This window comes from Legionella cincinnatiensis, from assembly GCF_900452415.1.
GTDB classification, from domain to species: Bacteria; Pseudomonadota; Gammaproteobacteria; order Legionellales; family Legionellaceae; genus Legionella; species Legionella cincinnatiensis.
On the sequence record NZ_UGNX01000001.1, the window covers coordinates 883591 to 900626 of the forward strand.

Below are 17036 nucleotides of genomic sequence, written 5' to 3' on the forward strand. Positions count from 1 at the left end.
GCTATAATTCTTTTATATAATGGGCAAAATAGGGATATGATCGATGAAAAATAGACCTAATGATCAGGAGCATCGCCACCTAAAAAAGAATGAATCGGCAAATGAGCATCAATCATGTCATCATCCTAGATCTCAGCAAACTTCAACTGAAAATAAAATAACAACGGGCATGTTTACCTGCCCTATGCATCCTGAAATTCGTCAATCAGGCCCAGGAGTTTGCCCTCTTTGTGGTATGGCACTAGAGCCAGAAACGGTGTCTGTAGAAGGAGAAAATCCTGAATACAAAGATATGAAATATCGATTTTGGCTTGCATTGGTATTGAGCTTCCCTGTATTTGTATTGGAAATGAGTGGGCATATATTTTCTGAGGTTATCTCTGCAAATCAATCGGCATGGATTCAATTTATATTCGCAACTCCTGTGGTTTTTGGGTGTGGGTTACCCTTTTTCGAGCGAGCGCTCCAATCACTTAAAACACGCCAGTTAAATATGTTTACTCTAATTGCTATGGGTATAGGTGTTGCTTGGATTTACAGTACCATTGTTTTGATGTTTCCAGGAGTATTTCCCGTTGCATTCCGCAATAAAGGGTTAATCAATGTTTATTTTGAGGCAGCGGCAGTTATAACAACGCTTGTTCTACTTGGACAAGTATTGGAGTTAAAGGCACGAGAGCAAACTGGAGGTGCGATTCGATCTTTATTAAATTTAGCGCCAGAAAGTGCTCGCCGAATTGATCATAAAGGGAATGAGGAAGAAATAACACTCGATCAAGTTCTGGTTGGAGACAAACTACGCGTTCGACCTGGTGAAAAAATTCCTGTAGATGGGGAGGTAGTTGAAGGACATAGTAATGTTGATGAGTCTATGGTTACTGGGGAGGCGATGCCTGTAAGTAAAAATGTGGGAGCTAAGGTGATTGGTGCTACAATAAATCAGAATGGTAGTTTTGTAATGAAGGCAGAACACATTGGTAGTGATACAATGCTTGCACATATTGTACAAATGGTTAGTGAAGCGCAACGAAGTAGAGCGCCTATTCAAAGATTAGCCGACACGGTTTCTGGTTGGTTTGTGCCAGGAGTCATTTTAATTGCATTAGCCGCTTTTTTTATTTGGTTTTTCATAGGTCCTCAGCCAGCATTTAGTTATGGTTTGCTCGCCGCGGTCTCAGTATTAATTATTGCTTGTCCTTGCGCATTAGGATTAGCAACACCAATGTCCATTATGGTGGGGGTGGGTAAAGGGGCTCAAAATGGAGTTTTAGTGAAGAATGCTCTGGCACTTGAACAGATGGAAAAGATTAATGTGCTCGTTGTGGATAAAACAGGGACATTAACTTTAGGACAACCGAAATTAACACAAATTATCACCAATAAAGAGTTTGAAGCAGATGAACTATTGGCTTTAGCGGCAGCTCTTGAGCTTCGTAGTGAGCATCCTCTAGCCCATGCCATTATTAGTGCTGCCAAAGAAAAACAATTATCTTTTGCCGCTGTAACTCATTTTGAAGCCTTACCAGGAAGAGGCGTTCGTGGTCATGTAAATGATTTGCAAATTGCTCTTGGAAATATTCGATTGATGCAAGAATATCGTATGGAGGATGATTCACTAATTCATCAGGCGGATGAGCTACGTTCCCAAGGGGTCTCAGTGATGTTTCTTGCTATAGAAGCTCGTGTGGTTGCTCTTTTCGCAGTAGAGGATCCGATTAAACCAAGTACACCAGAGGCAATACGTGCGTTACAAAAAAATAATATTGATCTTTTTATGCTTACTGGAGATAGTCAGGCAACCGCCGAATCAGTAGCCAAGAATTTAGGAATTAAAAATGTTGTTGCAGAGGTTATGCCCGAGGACAAATGTCGAATTGTACGTGAATTAAAAGAAAAAGGTTTCATTGTGGCAATGGCTGGAGATGGGGTGAATGATGCTCCAGCTTTGGTGGTTGCTGATATTGGTATTGCCATGGGAACAGGTACTGATGTTGCGATTGAAAGTGCTGGCATCACATTATTGCATGGTGATTTAAATGGCATCGTGAAAGCGCATCATCTGTCCCAAGCTACTATGGAAAACATCCGCCAGAATCTTTTTTTTGCTTTTATCTATAATGGATTAGGTATTCCTTTGGCTGCAGGAGTGCTTTATCCACTGACAGGATTACTCTTAAATCCTATTGTTGCAGCAACAGCAATGGCTTTAAGTTCTGTTTCAGTGATTATTAACGCATTGAGATTGCGTAGGCTAGTGCTCTAATCCATGAGTAATATGGCGCTCTCAAGTTTTACGACAAAGTATGAAAATGTTGCATATGTTCGTTAATATTGAAAGTTAGAACTTAAAAGCTGATGCTAATGCTGTTCTAAAAGCTATAACCTTATCCTTGGGATCAGGTTTTTCGTTCTAGAAATTTTACAAGTTCTATTTTTATGCCTATATTGAACAAATAAAATTAAATATAAGGAGGTATTGTCATGGAATACAAATGTCATAAATGTGGTATGGCGGTAAAAAATATTACCTGCAGTAAATGCAATACATTATTAGTGGGGGATACTGTAAAAACTGATGATGGTAAGGTTCAAGTTGCAAAGTGCCCTAATGGTTGCGGGCAAATCAAGTCGCCAACATGTTGCGGCCACGATATGGTAGCCACAGCTTGATTCATTTCTGAATTGATCAAAATAAAGGCAAAAATATTCTACCAAAAAGATGAAGTAAAAGATTCAGGTATGTTTATTTTGTCTTTGCGAGCCTGGGCGAAGCAATTCAGAACGCCGTCACATTGAGGGGTTGAGCTGGATTTACTTCGTTCGGAATGACAACTGTTACAGCGTGAAGTTGTCATTACCAGAACGAATGCCCCAAAAGAGTGGAATAGAAGACTATTCCATTCCGTTATTATATTCACCCATACAAGCTAAGCTGTTCAAACGGGCGCGATTAAGTAAAGCTTCTTGTGCTGTAGCAATATTGGCATCTTTTCCACCCCAGGCAGATAAGCAATTCTCTTGTAATGCTCTGCCAAAGGAAAAACTCAGTAACCACGGTTGATGGTCAATGCTGTTGATTGCATTTAAATTCGCTGTAGCTTGCTGAGGTGTTTGACCGCCAGATAGGAAATTAATTGTGGGTACCGCAGCAGGAACATTATTACGAAATACACCAATCGTGTAATCGGCAACTTCATCGGGTTCACTAAAGGGTTGATTTTCCTTACCGCAGGTTACCATGCTTGGTTTTAAGATGATATGTTCTAGTTCAACCTGATGGATAAACAAGGCATGAAATAACTCATGGAGCACGATTTCGCATACTTCAGCGCAGTGCTCTATGCTGTGATTTCCATCCATAAGCACTTCAGGCTCAACAATAGGAACTATACCTGCTTCTTGACAGGCTGCTGCATAACGCGCCAAATTCTCTGCGCCTGTTTTTACTGCAGTCAAACTGGGTGTATATTCTGAAATAGAATAAACATTACGCCATTTAGCAAATTTTGCGCCTAATTTTTTAAAATGCTGTAAGCGTTCTGCTAAACCATCTAAGCCTTGTGTTACTTTTTCCTGTTCAGTATTGGCTAAATCAACTAACCCTTTGTCTACTTTAATTCCAGGAACGATGCCTTTATCTGCAAATAATTTAACAATAGGGGTTCCATGCTCATCAGTCTGGCTAAAGGTTTCTTCAAACAAAATAACACCATTGATATAGTTTTCTAAGTCAGGTGTTGTGGCGAGTAATAACCTATAATTTCTGCGATTTTCTTCAGTATTTTCAATTCCTATTGAGGAAAAGCGCTTCCCTATAGTTGCATTACTTTCATCGGCAGCTAAAATTCCTTTACCTGCCTGAAGTATTTGTTCCATAGTACTGGATAATTCTTCATAACTCATAATTGCTCCTGATCATTATCTAGATATATATTTTTCACGAATAATTTGTTGCATAACAAAGCCTTGATCTTTTAAAGAATTAAAAGCCTCGTCAATCATACCTGGATTTCCACATAAATAAATAATATCTTTTTCGGGATTAAGGTTTAGTGACGGAAAAGCATGTTGTACATAGCCACTGAATTCATTTTCAATTAATTCATGCTTGGGTTGACGACTTAAGTAAGGTCTGAATGTGGCTTGAGGATATTTTTGCACAAAATCTCGAAATTCATTAGCATAGAGAATCTCTTCGCGTCGTTGTACCCCCTGGAGAATAACCACTTGTAGTTCAGGATATTGATCCATAAGATTTCCAAGATCTTGGAGCATTGATCGGTATGGAGTAACCCCTGTACTCGTAGCTACCAAGATAAAACGCCCAAAGTGGCCTTCTTTAAGCGTTAACCGGCCATAAGGGCCACTGACCTGTATTGTATCACCAGGTTTTAAATGATACAGCAATTCAGTACCTGGTCCATTTTCAAAATAGCCTGCAGCGATCTCAATTTTATTATCGCGTTTTGGGATATTGGCTATACTATAACTACGCTTTAGTGTTTTACCTCCATGTTCAAAATGAATGGTAATAAATTGACCAGGAGAATAGTTAAAATATGGAAAAATCTGACAATTAAAAACAAAGTGTTTTACTTTAGGTGAGATCATAAAAGATTCTACTAAAGTGATGGGAAATGTATTTATTTGCATAATGAGTATAAACTTTATTATAAAACTTGAGATTATAACCTTGAAATGAAGTTAATATAAGCAAAAATTATGCATTATAAGTTTTAACGGCATATAATTAAATTATGAACACACCAGATCTTGTTACAATGATAGGCAATTTAAGCCGTTCTTTATATCCGGTACAGCATATTATTACCGGGGGGGCTTATATTCTAGGTATTTTATTTTTTATGACCGCTATTGCCAAGCTCAGAAAAATAGCTGATTACAGGGCTCAGTCGTCTTCTCAGGAAAAGATGTATGGTCCAATGATGTATTTAATATTTGGAGCACTTTTGCTTTATTTGCCGTCTGCTTTGGACGTAATGGCTAATACGGCCTTTGGGGTAGGGAATATATTAACTTATAGCTCGTACAATCCCTCAAATATATTTAGTTCAATGGGATTACTCATTCAAACTATAGGCATCTTATGGTTCGTCCGCGGTTCCGTTTTAGTGGCGCATTCAAGCCATCCGGGGACGGGACATGGGCCAAAAGGTTTAGCATTTATCTGTGCAGGAATTTTAGCGATGAATTTTGATAATACAATTGCTGCTCTGAATTACGTGGTGAATAATTTTGTGAGTTGGACACTTTAAAAATAAGTCCTGGCTGGTACTTCATCATATCCTTTAGTCTTCTCCACATATCCTGAGGTTGTTTGCTTTAGCAAAATCTAAGATTGATTGGTATAACAAGGGACTTGATTCTTTAAGCTTAGGGTCAAGCAAAACGCATTGATAGCCTTCACTATTGACGCTTGGGCGCAATAAAGGAGAATAGCGAATACGGCTATTTTTGAAACTTGCTAATGAACCACTCATTCGTTCAGCCCAGTCACTAGGTCTGAATGTTTTCCCTTGAGCAGTTATTCCTTCGATAATAATTGTTTTATTTTCTGCGGCAACCATAACACTATGCAATTTAAGTACAGTGTGCTAAGTATAACATCATATGGTGCATGCTGTATTGAAATTTATTCGTTTTGTTGAAATAAATTTGTGTTAAATATAATTTGCAAAAGTAATTTTTATCCCTATTATGTCAAGATACTTTATTTAGGGGTTTTTAAAGGTTATTAAGAATGGAAAAAGACAGTCATTCTGGTATTTATTTGTTGCCCAATCTGTTTACAACGGCAAGTTTGTTTGCTGCATTTTATTCTCTTGTTGCCTCAATGAAAGGACAATTTGAAGCATCAATCATTGCAATATTTATTGGCATGATTGCAGATGGATTAGATGGAAGAATTGCTCGTTTAACTCACACGCAGACTGCATTTGGTGCCCAATACGATAGTTTATCGGATATGGTCACATTTGGAGTGGCTCCTTCACTTTTAGTCTATAATTTGATTTTAAATCACTTAGGAAAAGTGGGGTGGCTTGTTGCATTTGTTTATACAGCAGCTGTAGCTTTACGTTTGGCTCGTTTTAATACCCAACTCGAAACAGCAGATAAAAGATATTTTCAAGGATTGCCTTGCCCACCTTCTGCAGCAGTAATGGCTTCTTTTGCATGGTTATGCTATCAACATGAGTGGCAAAATATTTTCGTTGCGGTGTTAACTGCGTTCTTATCGTTAATTACGTCTACATTAATGGTTTCTAATATTCGTTATTATAGTTTTAAGGAAGTAGATTTTAAGGGGAAAGTTCCTTTTTTGTATGTATTAGTCATGATCATTTTATTTGTAGCTATTGCTGCTGATCCCTCATTAGTTTTATTTATTGGATTTACTATTTACGCGATTTCTGGATTAATTATGACCTTAATTGTTTTGCAGAAAGTAAGAAAGCAGAGAAGAAACATGGAGAAATAGCTCTGCCGCGAAGGTATTTGTTCAAAAGATATACTTGGTAAAAGTTAGGTTGAAAATGAAATTGCTTGAACAAATTACAGGCCTTTTACTCTTTTTAGCCCAAGTTTCTCGATGAATGTGGCATGCATGAGTAGTTTTGTCGATTAAATAATGATTACTACTCGCCTTCACCAAAAAAATTATTGATTAAGTGAGTTAAAGCTTCATTCATTTGGGTTTCATCAGGGCCATTTATTTCCATAATGATTTCAGCTCCTTGATTTGCGGCGAGCATCATTACACCCATAATGCTTTTTCCATTAACGGTTTGTGAATTACAGGTTACATCAATCTGGCTTTGAAATCGTGCAGCAGTTGAGACAAATTTTGCTGATGCCCTTGCATGTAAGCCTAATTTATTAATTATTTTAATCGTAGTTTTTATCATAGCGCGTACAATGTACCATGAAGTGTAAAATAAGTGTAGTCTGATGGGGATGAAAACACGGTTTCAATGAAGGATTGTGCGAGCACCGGGACAAGGCATTCCTTATCCCGGCTACTCATCAGAGGCTTTTGTATAACTATCTTTTACTTGATTACTGCAAGTTAAACGTCTATTTTGCGTCTTACACTCAGCAAAATATGCTGTGCTGGCTGGTTATGTAGAAGTTATACCTTAATCATGATGATTACGGTTTTTTTCTTTATGTTTGATCAGTTGCCGATCTAATTTATCAATCAATGTATCAATTGCGGTGTATAAATCATCAGATTCTGAACTTGCATGCAACTCCCCTTTGGCTACATAAACAGTTGCTTCAGCAATTTGTCTTAATTTTTCTACACCAAAAACTACATTAATGGACGTGATTTGATCGAAGTGACGCTCTAGTTTATCGAATTTTTCTTCGGTAAATGCTCTGATAGCAGGAGTAACATCCATATGATGCCCTGTGATGTTAATTTGCATAAAAATCTCCTAGTTGTTTTAGAATCATAAAAAGCTATGATTTCTAATAATTAATGTGTTCGATATAAGAACAATATTATTTTTTATATCGAATTATGTTGATTTAAAATTAATTGGGTCCCGTATAAATGCTACGTATTTTACTAAACTCTCATTAGTTATCAATTATTTTTCGTTCATTAGATGGAGCAATTCCCATTGCTTCACGATATTTTGCTACAGTTCGTCTTGCTACTTGAATCCCTTGTTTTTCCAGTAATTGGGTAATTTTGCTGTCACTTAATGGTTTTTTTCTATTCTCGGCGGCAATTAATTTTTTAATTACGGCACGTATTGCCGTAGAAGAGCATTCATCGCCAACATTTGTACTAATATGGCTAGAGAAGAAATATTTAAGTTCAAAGACACCTCGAGGAGTATGAATGAATTTTTGTGTAGTAACACGCGATATGGTTGATTCATGCATTTCTAGAGTTAAAGCAACGTCATTAAGAATTAATGGTTTCATTGCTTCTTCTCCATATTCTAGGAATCCTTGCTGATACTCCATAATGCAGGTAGCTACTTTGAGTAGCGTTTCTTGTCGGCTTTGAATGCTTTTTAAAAACCATCGTGCTTCTTGCAGGTTATTTTTTAGAAATTGATTGTCTGCACTATTGTCTGCTCGTTGAATAAGTGATGCATATTGATTGTTAATGCTTAAGTGAGGAAGCACACTTTGATTTAATTGAACTTTCCATTGGTTGTTGATCTTTTTAACCGTTAAATCGGGAATAATATACTCAGTAATGTCTTCATGAATTAAACTCCCCGGCTTAGGGTTTAATTTTTGGATAATTTTTAATACTGAGTCAATTGTTTTTTCAGTAATCTGGTGATTTTTCATCAGTTGTCGGTAATTATGCTGACCCAGTAATTCAATGTCTTTAGTGATTATCTTTTTAGCCAAGGCTAAATGTTCTGTATCTTGATGAAGTTGATCCAGCTGGATGAGTAATGTTTCCGCTAGATTGATGCAAGCACATCCTACAGGATCAAATAATTGAAGGCGATGACGTACCGCTTCTATTTCATCTAAGTCAAGGGGGTGCTCTTCGCTGGTAAGGCTAGCATGTAGCTCAGCAATGCTCATACTTAGGAATCCATCGCTGTTAAGCGCATCGATAATGGCAGTAGCTATAGCCCTATCTATATCACTCATAGGAGAAAGGTTAAGCTGCCATTTTAAATGATCTTTTAAGTTAGTGGTTGTACAATGTAGGTTATCAAAATTATAGTCATGTTCTTCAAATGAGGTGCGCTTATCTGAGCTTTGATATAATTCAGACCATTGAAAGTCACTTTGCTCATTTTCTTGTTGTCTTATTTCATCGATTTGGATTTCTTCTTTTTCTTCATTTGGCGTTGCTTCAAGCAAAGGATTTGATTCAAGAACGAGTTGAATTTCTTGTTGTAAATCAATAGTTGATAATTGCAAAATTCTTATCGCTTGTTGTAGCTGTGGAGTTAGAGTTAAATGCTGGCTAATACTTAGTTGCAATGATGGTTTCATGCAAATCCTCTTTGTTTTCTTTCATTGCTGTTTATTATCAGTTTAAACGATTCGGGAGGATTATCCAGTATTTCACCGGGTTATTTAGAATAAAACTCGAACTAATAAAAAAGCCCCTTACCGGGGCTTAGATATTTATTTTACTTTTTTCTCTTTGAAGAGCACATGCTTACGTACTTTTGGATCATACATCATGAGTTCCATCTTTTCAGGATGGTTCCGTGGATTCTTCGTTGTAGTTTTGTAGTATCCAGTTCCTGCTGTGGACTCCATTTTCACTTTAATAGTGACAGCTGCCATGGCTTATCCCCCTAAATTATATTTTTTCGCCTTTAGCTCTGAGTTTATCCAGAACTGCTTTTATACCTAACTTGTCTATAATACGCATACCTTTGGTACTAAGTTTTAATGTGACAAATCGTTTTTCTTCTTCAACCCAAAAACTATGGTTTTGAATATTAGGCAGAAAGCGTCTTTTAGTTTTATTGTTAGCGTGCGACACTTTGTGGCCAGTCATGGGTCGCTTGCCAGTTACCTGACATACTCTAGACATTATGTTACTCCAAAATAGGTTTTAATGTGCTTATCTTTGTAAAATTCTGGGCAAATAGCCGGATGTGAAATACAAGAGCGGTTTTATATCAAAAAAATGCATTAGTTGCAAGATTTTTGTAAGAACATATAATTCCTGGCTTTAGATAAATTGGGTGTGAAGATGCAGCGTCAGATAAAAAGTTATGTGTTACGAGCTGGGCGAGTAAGTAATCGACAACGCCAAGGTTTGGAGCTTTGGTTAAAGAATTATGAGCTCACTGTAAGTGGAAGTCCTTGGGATTTGAACAACGAATTTACACGATCAGCGGATACTATAGTTGAAATAGGATTTGGAATGGGGGCTTCGTTGTTGGCGATGGCAAAGAATAATCCTGAACTTAACTATATCGGAATAGAAGTACATCTTGCGGGGGTGGGGAGTTTGGCTGCTGATTTACATGAACATCAATTATCTAATGTGCGTATTGTAGCGAATGATGCTGTAGAAGTATTTCATACTCAATTACTCGACAATTCACTTGCGGGAGTGCAGATTTTTTTTCCAGACCCATGGCATAAAAAGCGTCACCATAAAAGACGTTTAATTCAGACAGCATTTATTCAATTACTTGTACAAAAAATTAGACCTGGAGGATTTATTCACTGTGCTACCGACTGGCAAGAATATGCAGAGCATATGCTCCATGTTTTATCCATGGAGCAAGCTTTAAGAAATCTCCAGACCGATGGCGGATATTCTCCAAGACCTTTATCACGGCCACTGACAAAGTTTGAGAATCGAGGTGAGCGTTTAGGGCATGGCATTTGGGACCTAATTTTTACTAAATTAACGTGAGTTATGGATAAAAAAGCGGATTATTCCCCCTCAGTACGTTCGGGCTGAGGAAGCGCGTAGCGATGTCTCGAAACCTTAGCACGAATTTTCAAGATCTGTGTTCAGGCTTCAAGACGGCATGAATGCCTCCTCAGCCCAAACGGGCCGAAATGGAGACTGGTTCTAAATAGATTCTTTATCCGAAACTCACGTTAAATTAACATGAGTTATGGATAAAAAAGCGGATTATTCCCCCTCAGTACGTTCGGGCTGAGGAAGCGCGTAGCGATGTCTCGAAGCCTTAGCACGAATTTTCAAGATCTGTGTTCAGGCTTCAAGACGGCATGAATGCCTCCTCAGCCCAAACGGGCCGAAATGGAGACTGGTTCTAAATAGATCCTTTATCCGAAACTCACGTTAAATTAACATGAATTATGGATAAAAAAGCGGATTATTCCCCCTCAGTACGTTCGGGCTGAGGAAGCGCAAAGCGCTGTCTCGAAGCCTTAACACGAACATACCAAGGCTTCGAGACGATGCTAACGCATCTCCTCAGCCCGATCGGAGTCAGGTAGACGCTGGTTCTAATAAAATCCTTATCCATAACTCACGTTAAATTAACGTGATCTCGACATAAAAGGTATAGAGTTTGATCTTCTATTGTTCAATGTGTAATATAAATCTGGAAGTAACTTACAGAGGATGTAATCATGGAATTTATAACGGAAATCAATGCAGCTGTAAAATCGGGATTGCAAGGATTTAAACTGTTTATTGAGCAAAAGCTTAGCGAAGATGCGAATTATTTAGGACATCCATTTTGGATTGAAAATGGCGAACAAGTGACTGTCTTGAATTATTTAATTCAGCAGCATCAAGAAAAAGAAGGAAAGCGTATTCATGAAGAGTTATCTTCTGATTTAACGCAGTTTATTGATTTTGTTCTAAGTAGAGTAAAAGATAAAAATATTGGTGAACCACTCCATCAGGCGCTTGCTTTTGGAAAATTACAGTTAGCGCTTCATCTCTTTGATACAGTTGTTTTTGACGTGAATCGGCGTGATCAAGAGGGGCGTACTTTATTATCTTTGGTTGTAGAAACAAAAAATCGCCATTTATTGAGAAAAATATTGAAGAGTCATCCTGATGTGAATGCAACTACACGGATTACAGATGCTCGTGTTTTGTTTCAGCCATTACATCAAGCTATAGCATTGGATTTCGCATTTGGAGTAAGGAGTTTAGCAAATGCTGGAGCGGATTTAACGAACCCTTTAGGGGCGATGAAAGATACGCCAGTATTATTGGCGGCACGACAAGGTAAAATAAAAGCGCTTGAAGCTTTATTAGAGTTTCCCGTAGAAAAACTCGATCTTGAAGCAGAAAATAATAGATTATCCGCAGATAAAATGACAGCAGATAATGCGATTGAGTCACTTTGCAAACTATTAGCAAACGATAAAAATAATAAGGACTTGATTCGAGGTGTGGCTATGTTGCTTTGTCGTGGTGCTGAACCGCCACGAAAAGAGTCTATGTGTCAATTATTAGCGGATAAACGTAGTGATTTGCTTAAAGAAATTGACCGTTATATGAATTCTCGACCTGAACTTGTTGACCCTTTTGTGAATCGGTGTCATTTGGCAGATAGTCCATTACATAAAATAATTTATGTAGATCACTCCTGGGGTAGTACTTTACGTCAGTTATTTGGTAGACCTAGCGAGGCCGCCTTTGTGATTGAGCGCTTGGTTACACGTAAGTACAGTCGTCGTCAAGAAGGAAGCTCCGAATCGCCTGCGTTATCAACTGTTGCTGCAGTACCCTTAAAAGGAGATGAACCTCCTCTCAAACTCTATGCTGAATTTGTCCGACGCTATAATGAGGCTTATCAGAACCAACGAATTACAAACCCTTGGAGTACTATGCGATGGATGATTGCTGAAGGAAAATGCAATTGGGAAATGGTGAAGCAATACGCACGTAGCCATCCAGGAACTAGAACACAGATTATCTATGATGATATGTTTAAAACTTTACCTAAAATGGAGATGCATGAACAAATTGAGAATGCAACCGGAACGCTTCATTGTAATGTCAGGCTTTAAATGAGTCACAGTTTGAGCAAGGAGATGGTAGTGCCAAAATTACGGATTAAATTAAGATTATGATATATAATTGAGCTTGTTGTTTGGGGTATCCATTATGAACGTTAGTTTATTGCTATTAATCTTAATTTGTTTTATTGGAATGATTAGTCCGGGACCAGATTTTTTATTGGTTACAAAAAATGCGCTCTTATATCCCAAACGCCAAGCGTTGGCTACTGCTTTTGGTATCGTTTCAGGATGTCTTTTTCATGCTACTTACTGCATTTTGGGTTTGGCATTAATTATTACCCAAAGTATTGTAATTTATACAATGGTAAAATATGCAGGAGCTTGTTATTTAATTTATTTGGGATTTAAAAGCCTAAGTTCTAAGAAAATGAAGAGAGAACCTTCGGAGCTTTCTTCTATAAAAAATATTACCGTTTTAAGAGCTTATACAGAAGGTGCTTTATGCAATGTATTAAATCCTAAGTTAGCTTTTTTCCTCTTAAGTTTGTTTACTCAGTTTGTTTCAATTAATGCAGCATTTAGTGATAAAGCTTTAGTTGCGGGAGTGTTTGTGACTGAATCAGCTCTTTATTGGCCTCTTTTGGTTTTATTCTTGCAATCACATCATATCCGAAAGTTATTGACTCATTTTCAAGCTTCCTTAAATCGCGTATTTGGTGGTTTGTTGGTGTATCTAGGCTTTCGAGTGATGTTGAGTACGGATGTTTAAATTTCTTAAAGTAACGTCACTTTATTACGTGTCACTAAAATGATGTCAATCCATGTCTGGAAGATTGATCTCAGAGGAAAATCTCAGTAGGAAGCTTGCTTAAACTTCATATACCCCATAGAATTCTAGTTTTCTTAAAATTGGCCAGGAGAGAAGTGCATGGGGTGGAATGAGCCAGATAAAGGCAAAGAGCCTTGGAAGGGTAAAAATCAACCTCCAGATTTGGATGAAGCGCTTAAGCGTATTCATGAGAAGCTGAAGAAGATTCTTTTTGGTGGTACTGTAAAAACAAATAATGAGCCTTCTAAAAAATCAAATGGTGGATTAGTAGCCATGATGATTGTTCTAATTGCTTTCCTTCTTTGGGCTCTGTCTGGTATTTTTATCGTTGATCCTGCCGAACAAGCGGTTATTCTTCGCTTTGGTAAATATGTAGAAACAGTAGGATCAGGGCCACATTGGATACCACGAATTATTTCCTCCAAAATTATAATGAATGTGGATAGAGTCTTGGATTACTCCTATTCTGCCCAAATGCTTACCAGTGATGAAAATCTGGTTGCTGTCTCTTTAGCGGTACAATATCGCATTGGTGATTTAGAACAGTACTTATTTAACGTTGCTAATCCAGAAGAAAGTTTGCAGCAAGCAACTTCCAGTGCTCTCAGACAGGTTGTAGGAGCTACTACTTTGGATCAAATGATTACTGAAGGACGTGAAGTGTGGGGAAGTCAAGTTCAAGAGACCCTAGTAAAAACTCTAAATTTATATCACACAGGTATTGTTATCGTTAATGTGGCGCCCCAACCCGCACGAGCTCCTGAAAGTGTACAAGAGGCCTTTGATGATGCTATTAAAGCTCAAGAGGATGAAAAGCGTTTTAAAGCTCAAGCGTATGCTTATGTAGCTAAGGTAGTTCCGATTGCTGAGGGTAAAGCAAGTCGTATTAAACAAGAAGCAGAAGCCTATTCGAAACAAGTTGTTTTGAATGCCCAAGGCGAGGTTTCTGAGTTTTTGGCCTTACTTTCTCAATACAATGTGGCTCCTGATGTGATGGCTGAACGCATGTATTTGGAAACCATGGAAAAGGTATTGAATAGAACCAGTAAGATTATTGTTGATAGCAAATCAGGTAATTTATTGTATTTACCTTTAGATAAATTATTTACAAAATCGTCGGGCCCTCTGGAGACCGCAAAAAATAATAAAACAGGAATTGATGAATCAAATGAAATGGAGACTTTAGTCGATGGACGAGAATTCACAAGACCTGTTTATCGACAAGGGAGAGATTAACAATGAAGAATACTGGCAAAGCCCTTGGCATATTGGTCTTTTTAATATTTCTGGTTTTACTTACTACAGTATTTACTGTAACTCAAGGACAACAAGGTATTCTTTTGCGTCTAGGGCGCTTGGTTAATGACGAGGCAACTAATAAAGTTAAGGTATTGAATCCCGGGCTGCATTTTAAAGTACCGTTTATTGAAAATGTACGTATTTTTGATACTCGAATACAAACAAAGGATATTAAATCAACTCGTATTGTCACTCGAGAAAAAAAAGACGTGATGGTTGACTATTATGTTAAATGGCAAATTGTTGATTTAGCACAATACTTCAAATCCACTGGAGGTAGCGAATTTAAAGCTGAAACTTTGTTGGAGCAACAATTAAATACTTTATTACGGGCACAATTTGGCAAACGTACTATTCCTGAGGTAGTATCAGGTGGGCGTGATGATGTGATGCAGTTGCTCCGTAAGGCAGCCCAAAAACAAGCAGGTGAATTGGGTATTAATGTTGTCGATGTACGTATTAAAGGTATAGAGTTGCCAGCAAGTACCAGTAACCAAATTTATCAACGCATGCGCGCTGACATGCAAGAAATTGCAAACCGACACCGTGCTGATGGTCAGGCAGCTGCTGAACAAATACAAGCTAAAGCAGATGCCGATGTTATGGTGTTATTAGCAAAAACTCGTAGTGAGGCGCAAAAAGTCAGAGCAATTGGGCAGGAGAAAGCTGCATCAATCTATGCAGAAGCATATAGCAAAAATAAGGAGTTCTTTGCTTTATATCGTAGTCTTCTGGCTTATGAGGGGAGCTTTAAAAGTAAAAAAGATATTTTGGTTTTGGATCAAAGCAGCGCATTTTTTGATTATTTTAAGCAAGCTACTCCAAAAAATGATGGTGTACCTGTTAAAAAATAACTATAATGACCAATTTTGTTGAAATTGGGTTCAGAACTTTTTCAATTAAGAGCAATAGAGAGCATTTTGCAAATTAAGAGTGGATCATGGGTAAAAATGTTGTTGTTTTAGGAACACAGTGGGGCGATGAAGGCAAAGGTAAAATTGTCGATTTATTAACGCAAGATGCGCAGGTTGTTGTTCGTTACCAAGGCGGGCATAATGCCGGTCATACTTTAAAAATTAATGGGGTTAAAACTGTTTTACGCCTTATTCCTTCAGGCATGTTAAGGCCCCATGTAATTTGTTATATTGCAAATGGAGTGGTGCTTTCACCAGATGCGTTACTGAGCGAAATAAAAGAACTGGAAAATACGGGGATTGATGTTCGCTCGCGCTTGCGTATTAGCAAGGCATGCCCTCTAATTCTCCCTTGCCATGTTGCTATGGATAAAGCACGCGAAGCACATATGGGAAATTCTGCTATTGGTACTACTGGGAGAGGCATAGGCCCGGCTTATGAAGATAAAATAGCCCGTCGTGCATTAAAGGTAAGTGATCTCTTCCATCCAGAACGCTTTGCCACTAAATTGGAAGATCTTCTAGACTATTATAATTTTATTTTGACCCAGTATTTCAAGCAACCTGCTGTAGCGCTTCAACCTTTATTGGATGCCGCCTTACAATGGGCTGACGAATTACGTCCTATGATTTATGATGTTTCGACTTGCTTACATGAACATAGAGAACGAGGGGATAACATCCTATTTGAAGGAGCTCAAGGAGTATATCTGGATATCGATCATGGCACATATCCTTTTGTAACCTCTTCGAATACCTGTGTGGGTTCTGTGATTAACGGTGCAGGCTTTGGTCCGAAATATATTGATTATGTGTTGGGAATTACGAAAGCGTACACTACTCGAGTAGGAGGGGGGCCTTTTCCCACGGAACTTTTTAATGAGGTAGGAAAGCGGATTGCTGAGCGCGGCCAAGAGTTTGGTGCGGTTACTGGTAGACCACGACGATGTGGATGGTTTGATGCTGTTTTATTAAAGCGATCAATTGAACTGAATAGTATTACAGGCCTATGTATTACCAAGTTAGATGTTTTAGATAGCTTAGATGTACTGCGTATCGCTGTCGCTTATAAAGACAATAAAGGTAATTTAATTTCACGACCTCCACAAGCTGCTGTTGATTTTGAAGATTTGGAGCCTGTTTATGAGGAGATGCCAGGCTGGCAGGAATCTACTGCTGACATCAAGAATATGAAGGACTTACCTGATAACGCAATTGCTTATCTAAAGCGAATAGAATCGTTGCTGAATATTCCTATTGATATACTATCAACTGGACCCGAGCGTGATTCGACAATTATTTTACGTGATCCATTCAAAATTTAAGATGTACCGATAATCCATTCCCCATCTGTAGGTGTCGCACTTTATGCGACACCTACCTTAAATACTGGGATTAAGCTTCCAATTTTTGATACCTCGGGCAAGCCCTTGAGCGATATTTACAAAATTTAAAAATGAGGAGCCACTGGCTATTTAGAATCGTTCAGCCAGAGGCCTACCGTTATTGACTTAAGGGGTTCCTCATTTCGCGCCAGCGGAAATCCATATTTAGAGGAGCAT

18 protein-coding genes are annotated in these 17036 nt (G+C 38.1%); 10 read left to right on the top strand and 8 right to left on the bottom strand.

The genetic code is table 11. The features are described 5' to 3' along the window. The first annotated feature begins 43 nt into the window (after positions 1-43). Entirely contained in the window at positions 44-2263 is a 2220-nt protein-coding gene (gene copA / locus DYH34_RS03955) for a copper-transporting P-type ATPase (protein ID WP_058465922.1), read from the top strand. Between the two features lie 218 nt (positions 2264-2481). Further along, the gene (locus DYH34_RS03960; protein WP_058465923.1) at positions 2482-2670 is read left to right on the top strand and encodes a hypothetical protein; all 189 of its coding nucleotides are present in this window, start codon (positions 2482-2484) and stop codon (positions 2668-2670) included. A gap of 222 nt (positions 2671-2892) precedes the next feature. Here the strand turns inward: DYH34_RS03960 and DYH34_RS03965 are convergent, their stop codons facing one another. Both DYH34_RS03965 and DYH34_RS03970 read right to left on the bottom strand, forming a co-directional pair. Then, positions 2893-3903, bottom strand: a complete 1011-nt coding sequence (locus tag DYH34_RS03965; protein WP_058465924.1) for a class I fructose-bisphosphate aldolase — start codon at positions 3901-3903, stop codon at positions 2893-2895. 15 nt (positions 3904-3918) lie between these two features. Next, positions 3919-4653 (bottom strand): ferredoxin--NADP reductase, encoded by a 735-nt coding sequence (locus DYH34_RS03970; RefSeq protein ID WP_058465925.1) that lies wholly within the window; start codon positions 4651-4653, stop codon positions 3919-3921. A 104-nt stretch (positions 4654-4757) separates the two neighbouring features. On the opposite strand from DYH34_RS03970, the gene DYH34_RS03975 reads away from it, so the two are divergent. After that, a complete protein-coding gene (locus DYH34_RS03975; RefSeq protein ID WP_058465926.1) occupies positions 4758-5276 on the top strand; it encodes a hypothetical protein in 519 nt (172 codons plus the stop codon). Positions 5277-5309: 33 nt separating this feature from the next. Here the strand turns inward: DYH34_RS03975 and DYH34_RS03980 are convergent, their stop codons facing one another. Beyond that, positions 5310-5588, bottom strand: coding sequence for a DUF3579 domain-containing protein (locus DYH34_RS03980; RefSeq protein WP_058465927.1), 279 nt, complete (start codon positions 5586-5588; stop codon positions 5310-5312). 173 nt (positions 5589-5761) lie between these two features. Between DYH34_RS03980 and pssA the strand changes: the two genes are divergently transcribed. Continuing rightward, the gene (gene pssA, locus DYH34_RS03985; protein WP_058465928.1) at positions 5762-6499 is read left to right on the top strand and encodes a CDP-diacylglycerol--serine O-phosphatidyltransferase; all 738 of its coding nucleotides are present in this window, start codon (positions 5762-5764) and stop codon (positions 6497-6499) included. 157 nt (positions 6500-6656) lie between these two features. Here pssA and DYH34_RS03990 read toward each other — a convergent pair whose 3' ends face one another. The 5 genes from DYH34_RS03990 to rpmB all read right to left on the bottom strand — a co-directional run bounded on the left by DYH34_RS03990 (position 6657) and on the right by rpmB (position 9556). Next, complete coding sequence (locus tag DYH34_RS03990) at positions 6657-6926, bottom strand: HPr family phosphocarrier protein (protein WP_058465929.1); 270 nt, start codon at positions 6924-6926, stop codon at positions 6657-6659. A gap of 231 nt (positions 6927-7157) precedes the next feature. After that, complete coding sequence (hpf, locus tag DYH34_RS03995) at positions 7158-7451, bottom strand: ribosome hibernation-promoting factor, HPF/YfiA family (protein WP_058465930.1); 294 nt, start codon at positions 7449-7451, stop codon at positions 7158-7160. Between the two features lie 154 nt (positions 7452-7605). Then, on the bottom strand, positions 7606-9003 hold the full coding sequence (locus tag DYH34_RS04000; protein ID WP_058465931.1) for an RNA polymerase factor sigma-54: 1398 nt from the start codon (positions 9001-9003) through the stop codon (positions 7606-7608). A 135-nt stretch (positions 9004-9138) separates the two neighbouring features. After that, positions 9139-9303, bottom strand: a complete 165-nt coding sequence (gene rpmG / locus DYH34_RS04005; RefSeq protein WP_003635328.1) for a 50S ribosomal protein L33 — start codon at positions 9301-9303, stop codon at positions 9139-9141. Between the two features lie 16 nt (positions 9304-9319). Continuing rightward, positions 9320-9556: a 50S ribosomal protein L28 gene (gene rpmB / locus DYH34_RS04010; protein ID WP_003635329.1), complete on the bottom strand. Its 237-nt coding sequence runs from the start codon at positions 9554-9556 to the stop codon at positions 9320-9322. A gap of 162 nt (positions 9557-9718) precedes the next feature. On the opposite strand from rpmB, the gene trmB reads away from it, so the two are divergent. From trmB to DYH34_RS04040, 6 genes are all read left to right on the top strand, one after another. After that, entirely contained in the window at positions 9719-10393 is a 675-nt protein-coding gene (gene trmB / locus DYH34_RS04015) for a tRNA (guanosine(46)-N7)-methyltransferase TrmB (RefSeq protein WP_058465932.1), read from the top strand. Positions 10394-11082: 689 nt separating this feature from the next. Then, a complete protein-coding gene (gene ankC / locus DYH34_RS04020) occupies positions 11083-12480 on the top strand; it encodes a Dot/Icm T4SS effector AnkC/LegA12 (protein ID WP_058465933.1) in 1398 nt (465 codons plus the stop codon). 97 nt (positions 12481-12577) lie between these two features. Beyond that, a complete protein-coding gene (locus DYH34_RS04025; protein WP_058465934.1) occupies positions 12578-13201 on the top strand; it encodes a LysE family translocator in 624 nt (207 codons plus the stop codon). A gap of 159 nt (positions 13202-13360) precedes the next feature. Further along, positions 13361-14497, top strand: coding sequence for an FtsH protease activity modulator HflK (hflK, locus tag DYH34_RS04030; RefSeq protein ID WP_058465935.1), 1137 nt, complete (start codon positions 13361-13363; stop codon positions 14495-14497). A gap of 2 nt (positions 14498-14499) precedes the next feature. Beyond that, the gene (gene hflC, locus DYH34_RS04035) at positions 14500-15414 is read left to right on the top strand and encodes a protease modulator HflC (protein ID WP_058465936.1); all 915 of its coding nucleotides are present in this window, start codon (positions 14500-14502) and stop codon (positions 15412-15414) included. A gap of 86 nt (positions 15415-15500) precedes the next feature. Beyond that, the gene (locus DYH34_RS04040; protein ID WP_058465937.1) at positions 15501-16799 is read left to right on the top strand and encodes an adenylosuccinate synthase; all 1299 of its coding nucleotides are present in this window, start codon (positions 15501-15503) and stop codon (positions 16797-16799) included. The last annotated feature ends 237 nt before the right edge of the window (positions 16800-17036 follow it).